This window comes from Sphingomonas sp. BL-S-29 (assembly GCF_055521495.1).
This window is the reverse complement of record NZ_CM145482.1, coordinates 4,850,856-4,865,580: the sequence shown is the minus strand read 5'-3', so window position 1 is coordinate 4,865,580 and position 14,725 is coordinate 4,850,856. Positions and strand designations below refer to the sequence as shown.

9 protein-coding genes are annotated in these 14,725 nt (G+C 67.3%); 4 read left to right on the top strand and 5 right to left on the bottom strand.

Features of this window, described 5'->3' with window-relative positions:
- Position 1: 1 nt before the first annotated feature.
- Both ACZ1I2_RS23035 and ACZ1I2_RS23030 read right to left on the bottom strand, forming a co-directional pair.
- Positions 2–1,570 carry a tryptophan halogenase family protein gene (locus ACZ1I2_RS23035; RefSeq protein WP_465175700.1) on the bottom strand — a complete coding sequence of 523 codons (1,569 nt, stop codon included), beginning with the start codon at positions 1,568–1,570 and terminating at the stop codon, positions 2–4.
- 106 nt (positions 1,571–1,676) lie between these two features.
- Entirely contained in the window at positions 1,677–4,691 is a 3,015-nt protein-coding gene (locus tag ACZ1I2_RS23030; RefSeq protein ID WP_465171853.1) for a TonB-dependent receptor, read from the bottom strand.
- A 237-nt stretch (positions 4,692–4,928) separates the two neighbouring features.
- Here ACZ1I2_RS23030 and ACZ1I2_RS23025 point away from each other — a divergent pair, with 237 nt between their 5' ends.
- Together ACZ1I2_RS23025 and ACZ1I2_RS23020 are read left to right on the top strand one after the other, a co-directional pair.
- Positions 4,929–7,199 (top strand): beta-glucosidase, encoded by a 2,271-nt coding sequence (locus tag ACZ1I2_RS23025; RefSeq protein WP_465175701.1) that lies wholly within the window; start codon positions 4,929–4,931, stop codon positions 7,197–7,199.
- A 165-nt stretch (positions 7,200–7,364) separates the two neighbouring features.
- The gene (locus ACZ1I2_RS23020) at positions 7,365–8,627 is read left to right on the top strand and encodes an MFS transporter (protein WP_465181541.1); all 1,263 of its coding nucleotides are present in this window, start codon (positions 7,365–7,367) and stop codon (positions 8,625–8,627) included.
- 124 nt (positions 8,628–8,751) lie between these two features.
- Here ACZ1I2_RS23020 and ACZ1I2_RS23015 read toward each other — a convergent pair whose 3' ends face one another.
- Genes ACZ1I2_RS23015 through ACZ1I2_RS23005 form a run of 3 tightly spaced genes read right to left on the bottom strand, consistent with a single transcriptional unit; the run spans position 8,752 to position 11,974 of the window.
- On the bottom strand, positions 8,752–10,503 hold the full coding sequence (locus ACZ1I2_RS23015) for an adenylyl cyclase (RefSeq protein ID WP_465175702.1): 1,752 nt from the start codon (positions 10,501–10,503) through the stop codon (positions 8,752–8,754).
- Positions 10,500–11,171: a DUF6445 family protein gene (locus ACZ1I2_RS23010; protein WP_465171857.1), complete on the bottom strand. Its 672-nt coding sequence runs from the start codon at positions 11,169–11,171 to the stop codon at positions 10,500–10,502. Before ACZ1I2_RS23010 ends, ACZ1I2_RS23015 begins: the two co-directional genes overlap by 4 nt.
- Positions 11,168–11,974, bottom strand: a complete 807-nt coding sequence (locus tag ACZ1I2_RS23005) for a glycoside hydrolase family 16 protein (RefSeq protein WP_465171858.1) — start codon at positions 11,972–11,974, stop codon at positions 11,168–11,170. Before ACZ1I2_RS23005 ends, ACZ1I2_RS23010 begins: the two co-directional genes overlap by 4 nt.
- 101 nt (positions 11,975–12,075) lie before the next feature.
- Here ACZ1I2_RS23005 and ACZ1I2_RS23000 point away from each other — a divergent pair, with 101 nt between their 5' ends.
- Both ACZ1I2_RS23000 and ACZ1I2_RS22995 read left to right on the top strand, forming a co-directional pair.
- Complete coding sequence (locus ACZ1I2_RS23000; protein WP_465171859.1) at positions 12,076–13,359, top strand: serine hydrolase domain-containing protein; 1,284 nt, start codon at positions 12,076–12,078, stop codon at positions 13,357–13,359.
- A gap of 63 nt (positions 13,360–13,422) precedes the next feature.
- Positions 13,423–14,715 (top strand): alpha/beta hydrolase family protein, encoded by a 1,293-nt coding sequence (locus ACZ1I2_RS22995; RefSeq protein WP_465175703.1) that lies wholly within the window; start codon positions 13,423–13,425, stop codon positions 14,713–14,715.
- Positions 14,716–14,725 lie beyond the last annotated feature (10 nt).

Genomic DNA, 14,725 nt, shown 5'->3' with positions numbered 1-14,725 from the left:
ATCAGCGCGTATTTTCCATGGGAGGCGCCATAGCGTGATGCGCGCGCAGCGCATCGAGATAGGCACGATTGGTGGGCAGGCTGGCGGCGAGCACGCGGGACCGCTGCTCGACCTGGCCGAGCTGTTGCGTCACGCCGTTGCCGGGCGCGCCGAGGATGGCGCCGGCGGGCGGGGCGGGGAAGCCCATGCCGTAGAGGATATATTGGTAGCTCGCCGCGGGGAAGATCTCCTCCGCCGCGGGCAGGTCGGCACGCGACGGCGGCTGGTCGCGCCAGAGGCGGAGCAAATCGGCCAGCCGCGGCGGGATCGAGGCAGGATCGCGGTGGTCGCGCCAATAGGGCTCGTCGCGCGCGCTCAGCACATAATGGAGCTTGAGGAATTCGACGATCCGGTCCCAGCGGTAACGGAACAGCGTGTTGAAGCGGTCCGCATGGATCGGCATCACGTCGCGGGTCGCCGGGAAATTGTCGAGCAGCGCCTCCAGCGACAGCTCGGTCAGCACGATCGCCGATGCCTCGAGCGGTTCGAGGAAACCCGCCGACAGCCCGATCGCGAGACAGTTGCGCTCCCAGAAACGCTCGCGATGGCCCGAGCGGAAGGTGAGGCGGCGGAAGGTCAGGCGGTCGGTATCGGCGCCGGGCAGGGCGCGGCGCAGATAGGCGGCGAGGGTCGCCTCGGCCTGCTCGTCGCTCGCGTGGCGCGACGAATAGACGCAGCCCACGCCGCGCCGCGTCGGCAGGCCGATGTCCCAGATCCAGCCTGCGGCGTGCGCGGTGGCGTTGGTCTGCGACGCGATCGGGCTGCCGGGCGCGACCGGCACCTGCACGGCCAGTGCGCGATCATTGAACAGCTCGTGGCTGCGATCGAGGAAATCGACCCCATATTGCCCGCCGATCAGCAGGGCGGCGTGGCCGGTGCAATCGATGAACAGGTCGCCCGCGACATCGCCCGACGCCCGGGTACGGACCGCCGCGATGTCGCCGTCTTCGCTGCGTTCGACCGAAACGACATGGTCGCGGACAAGATGCACGCCGAGCCGATCGGTGGCGTGCCGGCTCAGCAGCGCCGCCAGCTTTGTGGCGTCGAGGTGATAGGCATAGTTCAGCGCGCCGGCATAATCCGGCATGGTGCGCTGGCGCGGCGCCAGGTCGAGCGCGCACGGGCGCGCCTGCGGCGTGACCGTGTCGGCAAAGCCGCGGCCGGGCGCGGCATCGTGCCATGCCGCCACCACGTCGCGCGGATCGCCGTCGATCGGGGCGACGAAGGGGTGGAGATAGGCGTCGCCATCGCCGCCGGTGCGCCAGCCGATAAAACGCGAGCCCTGTTTGAACGAAGCGTCGCAGGCGAGCAGGAATTCGGTCTCGCTGATGCCGATCCGCTCCAGCGTCCGCCGCATCGTTGGCCAGGTGCCCTCGCCGACGCCGATGGTGGGGATATCGGGGGATTCGATCAGCGTCACGCAAAGCGGCGCCGGAGCCGCCGGGTTGGCGCGCGCGGCGATGAGGCACGCCGCGAGCCAGCCGGCGGTGCCGCCGCCGACGATCACGACCCTCGAGACTGCCTCGTCCACGCTACGCGCCTTCATCCACGATCGGCAACTTGCCGCGCCAGGAGAGGAAAAGCCACCCTCGTCGGAGGGTGGCTTTCCTGTCACCGGCAATGTCCCAACGGTCGGATCAGAACGCCGCGCGAACACCGAACGAGTAGCGCGCGAAGCCCGGTGCGACGACGGTCACGTTGCGATCGGACCGCAGATGCTGGCGCCGGCCCGACCCGGTCAGGTTGATGCCCTCGGCAAAGACGCTGATGCCCTTCATGAACTCGTAGCTCGCGCTCGCGTCCACCTGGCCATAGGCTTCGGTGTAAGTCGGATTGATGCCGGTCGAGTTCAGGAATTCGTCGCGCCAGTTATACGCGACGCGCGCCTGGATGCCGTATTTGTCGAAGAACGCCACCGCGTTGGCGCTGTTGCTGAGCCCGGTCAGCGCGAACTGGGTGACGGTCGAAGGCTTGGTATTGTCGTACACCGCGCTGCCGTCGACGATCGTGTAGTTCAGGATGGCGCCGAAGCCGGTATCCCAGAAGCTGTGCTGAATGGCGAATTCCCAGCCATGGAGCGTCGCCGTCTGATCGCTGTTCACCGGCGTGGTGATCTTGAAGTTGAGCGCCGGATCCTCGGGCAGCGAGTAGATCAGGCCCAGCGCCGCGTTCGACGATTGCGGGTAATGCGCGAAGATATACTGGCGGATCTGGGTGGCCGTCGCATTCGGCCCGATCGCCGCGACCGCTGCATTGTAGCGCGGACCGCCCTGGGGGGTGGTCAGGCCGAAGGCAGTGGTGTCGAAGCGCGTGGACGCGATGAAGTTCGCGACGCTCTTGCGGAAATAGCCAACCGACACATAGCTGTCGCGGCCATAATACCATTCGGCCGATAGATCGATGTTCTTCGACTTGTACGGGATCAGGCCCGGATTGCCCTGAGCGCCGGTGCCGCCGCCGACACGGAACAGCCCGTCCAGCGTCCGCCCGCCCTGCATGAGGTCATAGCTCGCGCGGGTGATGGTGTGGCTGTACGAGGCGCGCAGCTTGACGTTGTGGAGCGGCGAAATGTCGAAGTCGATCGACGGCAGCCAGTTATCGTACCGGCCGTCGAACCGGGTGAAGGCGCTGTTGCCCGACAGGACCACGTTGAACTCGTTGTCCGCCACCCACTGCGTGCTGGACGGGACGGGCACGAGCGCCGACGAGGTGATGTCGGTCGATTCGTAGCGCACGCCGGCGACGATGTGCGCCGGATTGCCGAACGCGTCGAACTTCCCGGCCACCTGCACATAAGGCGCCAGCGTCTTTTCGGTGATGCGCCGGTCCGTGTTGAACTGCGCTAGGCAACTGCCCTGGATCGAGGCGCCCGATCGCGGCTGGCTGCACGCCTTGAACTTGGATTCGAGGAGATCGACCATGTCCTCGAAATTGAAGGTGTAGAATTTCTGCGCCATGCCCTGTTGCGCCAGGCCCGGGAACAGGTTGGGCAGCGTCGCGAGCGTGAACATGCTGTCGGGGACCGACGAGGCCGGGCCGATACCACCCCAGCTGTCGTTCTGGATGGTGCCGAAGGCCGAGCGGACCTTGTTCTCGACATAGGAGACGCCGAAATCGAGGCCATCGAGCAAGCCGCCTTCATGATCATAGTGAATGGCCAGCTGGGCCTGATTGATCTCGTCCCTGAAATAGGCGTTGCGGAAGGCGTTGCCGGTCGGCGTGATCAGCGCCGCGTTGAGCGGGTCGATGCCGGGGGCCATGTTGTACGAGATGACCGGCAGATCGTGGTCGAAGTTGATGGTCTGGTTCTGGACGCCGAAGATCGCGGTGCCGACGGACATGCTCGAGCCGAACCGGTTGGTCGGCTTCACTTCCGCGGTGGAATGATGGCCATCCAGCGTCACCGTCACCCCGCCCGGCGCTTTCCACACCAGGTTGCCGCCGAGCGACTTGTTCTCGGCGCGGTTGGCGGTGAGCGAGCCGCTATAGGACAGGTCCTTGCCGACGTTGCAGACCGTCGACGGCGCCACGCACCCCGCATCCGGCACCGCGAAGCGTTCGGTATAGAAGACCGGGCCGGCGACCGGGCCGTCAGTCCAGGAACTCGACGTGTCGCCATGGTTGAACCAGATGCCGACATTGCTGTTGCGGATTTCGACGGTGTTGCGCGAATAGGTATAGTCGATCGTCGCGGTCAGCTCGTCGGTCGGGCGGAATTGCAGGACGGCCTGGCCGTTGATGCGCTCGCGATCGATGTCGTTGAACTCGTACGACGCGTTCTGCGGCACCTGATAGACATCGGTCGGATCGGGCCGGTTGGTGATGTTCGCGGCGCCCGGGCTGCCGGGCTGCGCCAGCGAGCCCCAGTTGTTCTCGTTGCCGAGATACCCGTCGCGCCAGCCGACGACGCCCTGGTTCGTGCTTGCCTTGCGCTTCTGGTAGGATCCGATGATCGCGATGCCGATCCGGTCGTCCGCGAAGGTGCTGCTGAAGATGCCCGAGACTTCCGGCGTGATGTCGTTCTTGCCGTTCTGCGAGCTGTCGATCACGCCCTTGACGGTGAGGCTGCCGCGCATGCCGGGCCGGTCGAGCGGGCGCGGGGTCCGGATGTTGATGGTCGAGCCGATGCCGCCCGATTCGATCGAGGCGCGACCGCTCTTGTAGACCTCGACCGCGGCGATGCCTTCGGAGGCGAGGTTGGCGAAGTCGAAGGAACGCGAGGACGGCGCGCTGCCGCCGTCGCCGATCAGCGCGGTCGGCATCTGGCGGCCGTTGAGCGTCACCAGGTTGAATTCGGGCCCGAAGCCGCGGACGGTGACGAGCGAGCCCTCGCCGTTGGACCGGTCGATCGACACGCCGGTGATGCGCTGAAGCGATTCGGCGAGGTTGGTGTCGGGGAATTTGCCGATGTCCTCGGCCGAGATCGCATCGACCACGCCCTGCGAGTCGCGCTTGATGTCGAGCGCCTGCCGCAAGCTGGCGCGGATGCCGGTGACGACGATATCGGGTTCATCGGCAGCCGGCTGATCCTGGACCAGGCCACCCGCTGCATTCGCGTCCTGCGCATGGGCCGTGCCGGACACCGTGGCGATCGCCAGAACCGATGCTCCAACCACGAATCGCGAAAGCACGCGAGTAGAACGACGCCGCATATATCCTCCCCTGTTTTATCAGTGCAGCTTGATCCGCACTTTATTGATAACGTTCACTTGCGAAATTTGTCGTGCGTTGTCAAGGTCCTTCGCGGAAAGCCGCAAATGGCACCGAATCGGCCTGAGTGGTTGTGAACGTTAGCAATTTGCATGTTTTCGGGCGATTGCGGGTTTCGCCACCCGCGCAAATCATCACCGGGCTGGTGCAAATCGGCAACGGATTCGAGGGGAAAGAGGATGTCGAAAAGGATGCAGGCCATATTGGCCGCGGTGTCGGTTCTCGCACTGACGGGGGCGGCGGCGAGCATCGCCCAGCCGCAGAGCGCCGCCAGGAAGAGCGTCGGCACCAAGAGTGTCAGGCAGGACGCCCGCGCGCGGGCCACCGCGATCGTCGCGAAGATGACGCTCGATGAAAAGATCGGGCTGGTCCATGGTCTGTTCCCGCCCATGGCCAAGGGCAAGACCAGGCATGAGCTGATCCCCTCGGCCGGCCATATCGACGGCGTGCCGCGGTTGGGCGTGCCGTTGCTGCGCGAGAGCGATGCGTCGCTCGGCGTCGCCAACCAGGTCGAGCAGCGCAAGGGCGATGTCGCCACCGCGCTGCCGTCGAGCCTGGCGACGGCGGCGAGCTTCGACCCCGAGATCGCCCGCGCCGGCGGGGTGATGATCGGCGCGGAAGCGCGCGCCAAGCGCTTCAACGTGCTGCTCGCGGGCGGCGTCAACCTGACGCGCGACCCGTGGAACGGACGCAATTTCGAATATCTCGGCGAGGATCCTCTGCTCGCGGGCACCCTGGCGGGCGCGCATATCGCCGGGGTCCAGTCCAACCGCATCGTCTCCACGGTCAAGCATTTCGCGCTCAACGCGCAGGAGACCGGTCGGATGGTGGTGGATGCGCGGATCGACGAAGCGAGCTTCCGCGAAAGCGACCTGCTTGCCTTCCAGATCGCGATCGAGCGCGGCAGGCCCGGCTCGGTGATGTGCTCGTACAACAAGGTCAATGGCGACTGGGCGTGCGAGAACGACTTCCTGCTGAACAAGGTGCTGAAGCGCGACTGGGGCTATCCAGGCTGGGTGATGAGCGACTGGGGCGGGGTGCATTCGACCGCCAAGGCCGCCAATGCCGGGCTCGACCAGGAATCGGGCCAGGAACTGGACAGCGAGATCTTCTTCGACAGGCTCAAGGCCGATGTCGAGGCGGGCAAGGTGCCGATGGCGCGGCTCGACGACATGGTGGTGCGCTATCTGACCGGGCTCATCGAGACGGGACTGTTCGACGCGCCGGTGGCGGATACGGTGCAGCCGATCCCCTATGCGCAGCATGCCGAGGTGGCGCAGCGCGCGGCCGAGGCGGGCATCGTGCTGCTGAAGAATGACGGCGGCGTGCTGCCGCTCGCGGCGACGGCGAAACGGATCGTGGTGATCGGCGGCAATGCCGATGTCGGCGTCCTGTCGGGCGGCGGATCGAGCCAGGTGCGGTCGGTCGGCGGTGCCCCGATCGAGATTCCGCTGACGTCCGGGGCGGCGATGTCCTTCGCGCGCGTCACCTATCATGCGTCCGCGCCGCTCAAGGCGTTGCGCGCGGCGATGCCGCAAGCCGAGATCAGCTATGTCGACGGCAAGGACGTTGCGGCGGCCGCAGCGGCGGCGCGGGGTGCCGATGTCGCGATCGTGTTTGCGACTCAGTGGACGACCGAGGCGCAGGACGTGCCGGACCTGTCGCTGCCCGATGGGCAGGACGCGCTGATCGCGGCGGTGGCCGCGGCGCAGCCGAAGACGGTGGCGGTGCTCGAGACCGGCGGGCCCGTGCTGATGCCATGGATCAAGGCGGTGCCGGCGGTGGTACAGGCCTGGTATCCCGGCCAGCGCGGCGGCGAGGCGATCGCCAATGTGCTGACGGGCAGGGTCAATCCCTCGGGCCGCCTGCCGATCACCTTCCTTGCTTCGGCGGAGCAGGCGCCGCGCCCGGCGCCGGTCGGGCTCGATACGATGACCTCGCTCGAAGCGCAGGCAGCGGCGGACCCTGCCAATGCGAGCAAGTTCAAGCTGGCGAGCTTTCCGGTCGATTATGTCGAGGGCGCCGATGTCGGCTATCGCTGGTACGAGAAAAAGGGCCGGCAGCCGCTCTTCGCCTTCGGGCATGGGCTCAGTTACACCAGCTTCACCTATCGGCGGCCGGTGGTGACCGGGGGCAAGACCCTGAGCCTCTCGTTCGAGGTGGTGAACAGCGGTAGCCGCGCTGGCGCCGACGTGCCGCAACTGTATGTCACGCGGGAGGGATCGAAGGCGCCGATGCGCCTTGCCGCGTTCACGCGCATCACCTTGAAGCCGGGCGAGGTGCGGCGCGTGACCCTGACCGCCGAGCCACGCATCCTGGCTGATTATGACGTCAAGCTGCCCGGGTGGCGGATCGCGGGCGGCACATACCGGGTGGCGCTGGGGCGTGACGCGACGGATCGCTCGATCGTCTCGACCGCCACGGTGGCGGCGGCGACGATGAAGCCGTGAGCACTTCTGTCATGCCGGACTTGTTCCGGCATCCATTCTGCGGCGAGGCGCAGCGTGCATCATGAAGCGCTGCGCTTGGACCACGATGGACCCCGGAACAAGTCCGGGGTGACGATTGAGGGATGATGAGCCGACACTAAGGATCGGCGCCCCCAACCCCGGCAGTTGCCGATTGCCGCCGGCACGGGCAAGGTCGGGCGACCGCTGATGCCTTTCCCCCCCGCTCCTGCGCTCGCGGCCGGACCGCGCACCGGCCACCGGCCGATCGGCTTCCTGCTGATCTATGCGATCGCGCATGCCGGCGGGGTGATGGCGTATATGCCGCTGCTCAGCATGCTGCTGCCGATGAAGATCGAGGGCGTGTCGGGCGCGGCGCGGATCGATGTGTTCACCGCGACGGTGGTGTGCGGCGCGATCGCGGCGAGCCTGTGCGGCATATTGTTCGGCTGGCTGAGCGACCGGTCGGTCGCCGCGGGTGGCGGGCGCCGTCGCTGGGTGGCGGGCGGGATGATCGTGACGGCCCTTACCTATGCGCTGGTCGCGGCGGCCTCGACGCCGGGGGCGATCATCATGGCGACGATCCTGTTCCAGGTTGCGCTCAACGCGATGCTCGGGCCGCTCGCCGCGATCATGGCGGACGAAGTGCCCGATGCGCAAAAGGGTCTGACCGGCGGCCTGCTGGCGCTGGCCAACCCCTCGGCGTCGGCGGTGCTGGCGATCGTGGTGGGCCTGCACCGGCTGGGCGAGGTGACTCAGTTCGGGCTCGTGGTGCTGGCGTTCACGGCGTGCGTCACGCCGCTGCTGCTGTCGCGGTCGATCCCGGTGCCGGTCGGGAGCGAACCGCGCCCGGTTTTCACCTCGCCCCGGCGCGATCTCGCTATCGCCTGGGCGGCGCGGCTGTTCGTGCAGGTCGCGGGCGCGGTGCTGTCGCTGTACCTGCTTTATTATTTCGAGAGCATCACCAGTGAAGACCCGCGCGACCTGGCGCTGCGGGTCGGGCATCTGCTGGCGATATCCTTCATCGTGCCGCTGCCGATCGCGGTGCTGGTCGGCCGCCTGTCCGACCGGATCGATCGCCGCAAGCCGTTCCTGCTCGCCGCGGCGATGGTGGCGGCGATGGGCTTGCTCGGCATGGCGTTTGCCCGGGACTGGACCATGGGGGCGGCGGCGTTCGCGCTCTACGCGATCGGATCGGGCGTGTTCCTGCCGCTGCACGCGGCCTTTGCGATGCAGTTGCTGCCCGACCCCGATCATCGCGGGCGCGATCTCGGGCTGATCAACCTGACCAATACCTTGCCCTCGTTCCTCGGCCCGTTGCTGACCTGGTCGCTGGCGACGCCGCGCGATTTCAGCACGCTGATGCTGGCACTGGTGGGGCTGACCCTGTGCGGCGGGCTGAGCGTGATCGGGGTGCGCGGGCGGCGTTAGAATCAGACTACCACTCTCCGTTCGCCCTGAGCTTGTCGAAGGGCTGTTCTTTCTTCCGCGGAAGGGAAGAGCAGGGCTTCGACAAGCTCAGCCCGAACGGAGAGGGGGCAATCGGGCCGAAACTCTAGGGATAGCTGACCAGCGTCTGCTTGATCGCCCCGGGCTCTGCCGCGGCGCCGGCCTGGTTGACGAGATGCGCAATCGTGCCCTTGCCGCCGCCGAGCGAGATGGTCGTGACGTTCGAGAACCGGACGCCCGGTTTGTGCGGCGCCTCGATCGCGCTTTCGACGACGATGCTCGGGTCGGCGGTGAAGTTCGCATAGATGCCGAGCGCGACTGCCTGGTGGTCCTCCACCCGGTCGGCGACCTTGTAGGCGGCCCAGCCGCGTATGGTGCCGGCCATGTACGCGGCCTGGTTCGGCGGGTCGTAGGGCAGCTCGTTCTGGTAGAACCAGGTCCGGCCACGCTCGCCGTTCCACAGGGTGTTGTAGCGGCGGAAATGCTCGACGAAGAGCGCGCACATCGTCACGTCGCCGCCGTTCACCACCAGCCCCTGATTGCCGATGCTTTCGTCCCAGCCGACATGGATCCGGCCGCTTGCCCGGTCGCCATGATCGGCACGCCAGATCCACAGATGGTCGCCGATGACGTGGTGGCTGTTGATCTCGAGACAGGTCTCGGCATTGCCGATCGTCGCACCGCCGACGCGGAAGAACAGGTCGGAGAGCAGGGTCGGATTGGCGCGGTGATCGCGGTTGGCGCCCCTTGGCCCGATCTCGACCAGTACGGGTGAAAGGGCGGGGCCGGCGTCGATCATCAGCCCGGCGATGGTGACGCCGGGCACGTCCGCGACGGCGATCGCCTTGCTGCCCCTCTCCGCCAGCAGGGTGGCGAGGCCGAGGCCGAGGACAACGGTGTTCGCGCGCGCGATGCGGAGGGGCGCGTCGAGGCGGTAGATGCCCGGCGTGAGCAACAGATGCCGGCCACGGGCCAGCGCCGCATTGAGCTGGCTGGCCGACATTTCGGGCCTGGCGATGAAGAAGCGCGCGAGTGGGATCGAGGTGCCGCGCGGTTTCCCGCCTTCCCAGCTCACGCCGCTTGCGTTGCGGCGGAGGGCAGGCATGAACACCTTCCACGCGCCGGACGCGTCGATGTGCAGGAACGGCTTTTCCCGTATGATCGGCACAGTCGGAATGCTGGTATAGGGCGGATCGGGAAAGCTCGTGGCGGGGGCGCCCTCGACGCCCATGAACATCATGTTCCAGTTCGATCCCTGCCAGCCGCGCAGCGCGCTGCTGCGGGTGAACCATTGCTGCTGCGAGCCGGAGCGGATCACCCCGTCGATGCGACAATCGGCAATGAAGCCGCCACTCGACCAGCCGCCATCGTCGAGCGCAAGGTCGCCGGCGAGATGGACCCGGCGATAGGGGGCCGCCTGCGATACGGCCCAACGATCGGCCCCGTCAGGTGGGCGGACTGCGAGATTCTCGACGCCGCGCCAGAAATTGACCAGCGCCATGCCTTTGGCCCAGTCCGCCTCGGCATGGACATGGCCGTTGACGATCACGTCGCCGGGCAGCGCGCCGAGCCCGGCGACCTGGGTGAAGAAGCCGATATTGACGTCGAGATCGTAGCGGCCGGGCTTGAACAGGATGGCGTGGCGCTCGTCCGTGAAATGCGCGCGTTCCATCGACTGGAAGATCGCGTCGAGCCGCTGCTGCAGCTCGGCGCGGGGCATTGACGGGTCGGCGATCAGGACGTTCGGGCCGAGATCGGGATCGCGCGTGCGGGCCGTGGCGGGGCCGGCCGCCGTGGCGATAGCGGTTCCGGCAAGTCCGGCGACCACCGTCCGGCGGGTCGGGTTCGTCTCCATCATATTTTCTCCACCGACAGGAAGGCAGTGACCGTCAGGCGGCCTTTGGCGGGATCGGGCGAGAGCTGCGCGTCCGGGCGGATCGCGCCGCTGTGCAAAACATAGCTCCGGTAGATCAGCGCGCGGTTTAAGCGCGCCTCGGCAAGCAGGGTGCGCTCGAACAAGGGTGTGTCGCCGGCGACATAGCTGTGCGGCGGTTCGCCGCCATGGCGAAGCTCGGCGTCGAGCTGGCCGAGATAGATCGGGGCGCGGATCTGGTCGACCGTCTCGAACCCGGTCGAGCGGTGCCGGAAAAAGGCAGTGCCGTTGCCTTCGGAGAGGTAGTGGATCAGTGCGATTCGCTCGACCGCGAAGGCGTCGCAATGCGGCAGGCGTTGCTGGACCGACAACGCCGTGGGATCGGTGGTGACCATCGAGAAGCTGGCGTCGATCAGCGCGATCGTGCCGGGCTGGCCGAAGATGTCCGCAAGCACCCTGGCGATGACCGGCTGTTGCGTCGACATGTACGCCGCCGGCAGGGGGGCGCGGATGCCGGGATAATGGTGCAGGGCCGGGCCGAACTCGGCTGCGATCGCGGTGGCGCGGAGCGCGTCGGGATCGGGCGCGAAATCGTCGATGACGACGAGCGGCTGTTGCTCGCGGCCGATGCGATGGACGGTGATGTCGCTCATCGCGGTTTCCAGTAGCGCACATAATCGACGCTCATGCGCTGCGGCAGCGCCGAATCGTCGACGCCCTTCGCGCCGCCCCAGTCACCGCCGATGGCGAGGTTGAGGATGAGGTTATAGGGGCGGGTGAACGGCCAGGCGGGTTTGCCGCCGGGCTGGTCGTTGTTCACGCGTAGATAGGCGCGGCCATCGACGCCGATGGTGATCGAGTCGGCGCGCCAGTCGAGCTGGTAGCGGTGGAAGTCGGAACAGCTGGTCGGCACCAGCTTCTCGGCGCCGCGCTGTGTGCCCCTGGCGTGGTTGAAGGCGCCGGTGTGGAGCGTCGCGTGGACGATCCGCGGTTGCCAGCCGACCATTTCCATCAGGTCGATCTCGCCCTCGTCGGGCCATTTGCCGTCGGGCGGGAGCAGCCAGATCGCGGGCCAGGTGCCGCGGGCGCAAGGGAGTTTCGCGCGGATTTCGTAGAAGCCATGGCCATGGGCCTTGCGGCTGACGAGCTTGGCGGACGTATAGGCCTGGCCGCCCCAGTCGGGCTTGATGGGCAGCTTTTCGCGGCGGGCTTCGATGACCAGCGCGCCCTGCTCGATCGAGGCATTTTCGGGGGCGTAATATTGCAGTTCGTGGTTAAACCAGCCCTGGGCGTTGCGCTCCGTGTCGAAGCGCCAGATGGCGGTGTCGATCCGCTTGCCGTCGAACTCGTCGGCCCAGTCGGGCACCGTGGAGGGCGCTTCCATCGGCGCGTCGACGGTGTAGTTGGTCGCGGCCAGGCTTGCCGCCTGGAGCGTCATCAGGATGAGCGGGCTCATCGGGCGGCAATCCTCTTCCGGTCAAGGCTGGCCTCGGGTAAGTCTCTTGTAAAGCCAGCGTTGTGAACGTTATCGTGGGCGGCGACAGGGGAGAAGCTGAAATGCAGCGACGCAGCGCATTGGCCACGATCATGCTCGGCCTGGCCGCACCGAAAATGGCGTGGGCCGGTGCGGGAGGCGCGGGCGCGGACAAGGCAGGCGTCACCATCGACCGGGCGCGAATCGACGCGGCGCTGCGCCAGATGGTGTCCAGCGGCCGCGCGACGGGCGCCTCGGCGCTGGTCTGGCAGAAGGGCGCGGAACGCTATTTCGGTGCGGCGGGCGAGGCCGATCGCGAGGCGCACCGGCCGATGCGGCGCGATACGCTGGTGCAGATATTCTCGATGACCAAGCCGGTGACCGGCGTCGCGCTGATGCAGCTGTGGGAGCAGGGCAAGTTCGGGCTCGACGATCCGCTCGAACGCTATCTGCCCGAGTTCGGCGCGGTGAAGGTGATCGACGGCACGGGGGCGGACGGCAAGCCGGTCCTGCGTGCGCCGGCGCGGCCGATCAGCGTGCGCGACATCATGCGGCATACCGCGGGGTTCTCCTATGGCATGCGCGATACTACCGCCGATATGATCTTCCATCAGATCGATCCGCTCGCCCTGACCAACAGCCTCGACGAGATGGGCAGGAAGCTGGCGCAGGTGCCTTTGCTGTTCGATCCGGGGGCTGAATGGAGCTACAGCACCGGGGTCGATGTTCAGGCCCTGCTGGTGGAGAAATTGACGGGCGAGCCGTTCGAACAGCATGTCCGGCGCGCGATCCTCGATCCGCTGGGCATGCGCGAGACCGGCTGGACTCAGCCCGAGGAGCGTTTCGCGCGCTTCGCGGCGAGTTATGACAAACAGACCGACGGGAAGCTGCTGCGCCAGCCCGACGAGAAGACGCGCGCGCTGAATTTCGGTCCGCGGCGGTTGACGATGGGCGGCGCCGGGCTCGCCTCGACGCTCGACGATTATATGCGGTTCGCGCGCATGCTGCTCGGGCGCGGCACGTTGGAGGGGGTGCGGATTCTCGCGCCCTCGACGGTCAGGCTGATGTCGACCGACCAGCTCGACCCGCGCATCACGCGGCGTTTCTTCCTGCCGGGCAAGGGATCGGTCGGCTTCGGTTTCGACTTTGCCGTGCGCACGGCGCGGCCGCGCGACGCGAAGGAGAATCGCGGCGCGGTCGGCGAGTTCTTCTGGGACGGGGCGGAGACGACCCTGTTCTGGGTCGATCCGGCCAACGACATGGCGGTGGTGTTCTTCGTACAGGTCAGGCCGTTCGACGGGACGCTGCACCATGACATCCGCGCCGCCGTTTACGGCGCGGACTATCTCGGGCCGCCCGGAGACTGACGTCAACAAGCGACATTGCAAACGCTTTCATCGGCTCTATCATGACCGGTGAGGGAGAGATGCATGCGCCTTGTACGCGGGATAGTAGCGGCGTTGGCCGTGATCATGACGACGCCCGTGGCGGCCGGCGGACAGGATCCGGCGGTGCGGCAGGCGGACGGGACATTGGCCGACGGCGCGCTGTGGCGCGCGACGATCCCGGCGAACTGGAACGGCACGCTGCTGTTGTGGAGCCATGGCTATTCGCAGGTTCGCGGCAGTACGGCCGAGGATGGGCCGGCGGCGCATCGCGAGAAGCTGCTGGCGGCGGGTTATGCGCTGGCGGGGTCGACCTATGCCGATGGCGGCTGGGCGCTGGAATCGGCGGTGCCCGACCAGCTCGGTACGCTCGCCGCGTTCGAGCGGAAGTTCGGCAAGCCGAAACGCGTGATTGCCTGGGGTATGTCGATGGGCGCGCTGGTGACGACCGCGATCGTCGAGCGGTCGCCGCGCCGGGTCGATGGCGGGCTGGCCTTGTGCGGGTCGATCGGCGGGGCGATCGGCATGATGAACATGGCGCTCGACGGCGCCTATGCCTTTCGTACGCTGGTCGCGCCCGAGGCCGGGATCAGGCTGGTGCGGACGGGCGACGATCGCGAGAATGCGGGGCGGGTGACGGCCGCGCTGAAGGAGGCGCAGGGCAGTGCCGCCGGGCGTGCTCGGGTGGCGCTGGCGGCGGTGCTGGCCGGCCTGCCGGGATGGACGACGCCGAACAGCCAACAGCCGACGGTCGGCGATTATGCTGCGCAGCAATCGGAGATGGCGAAGAGCTTTGCGATGGGCGTGTTCCTGCCGCGCGGCGATCAGGAGCGCCGGGCGGGCGGAGTGTTTTCGTGGAACACCGGGGTCGATTATGCGGCGCAGCTGAAGATATCTGGCCGCGAGGCGATGGTGCGGGCGCTGTACCGCGAGGCGGGGATCGATCTCGACGTTGACCTGGCCCTGCTGGCCAGAGGCGAGAGGGTGGCGGCCGACCCGGCGGCGGTGGCCTATATGACCAGCCACTACACGCCCGACGCCCGGCCGCTGGCGCCGTTGCTGGCGGTGCAGATGACGGGCGACGGCCTGACCTCGCCGTCGCTGCAACAGGCCTATGCCGATGCGGCCAAAGCGAGCGGCCGGGGCGCGCTGGTGAAGCCTTTATGGGTCGAGGGCGCGGGGCATTGCAACTTCCCGACCCCGGTGGTGCTGGCGTCCTTGTCCTATCTGGGGGAACGGCTGGATACGCGGCGCTGGCCGGCTCCGGCCGCGACCTTCGTGGCCCATATGCCGGCGCCGATGCTGCGGCCCTGCGTGCGGGGGAAGACGTGCCGGTGATGACAGTTTG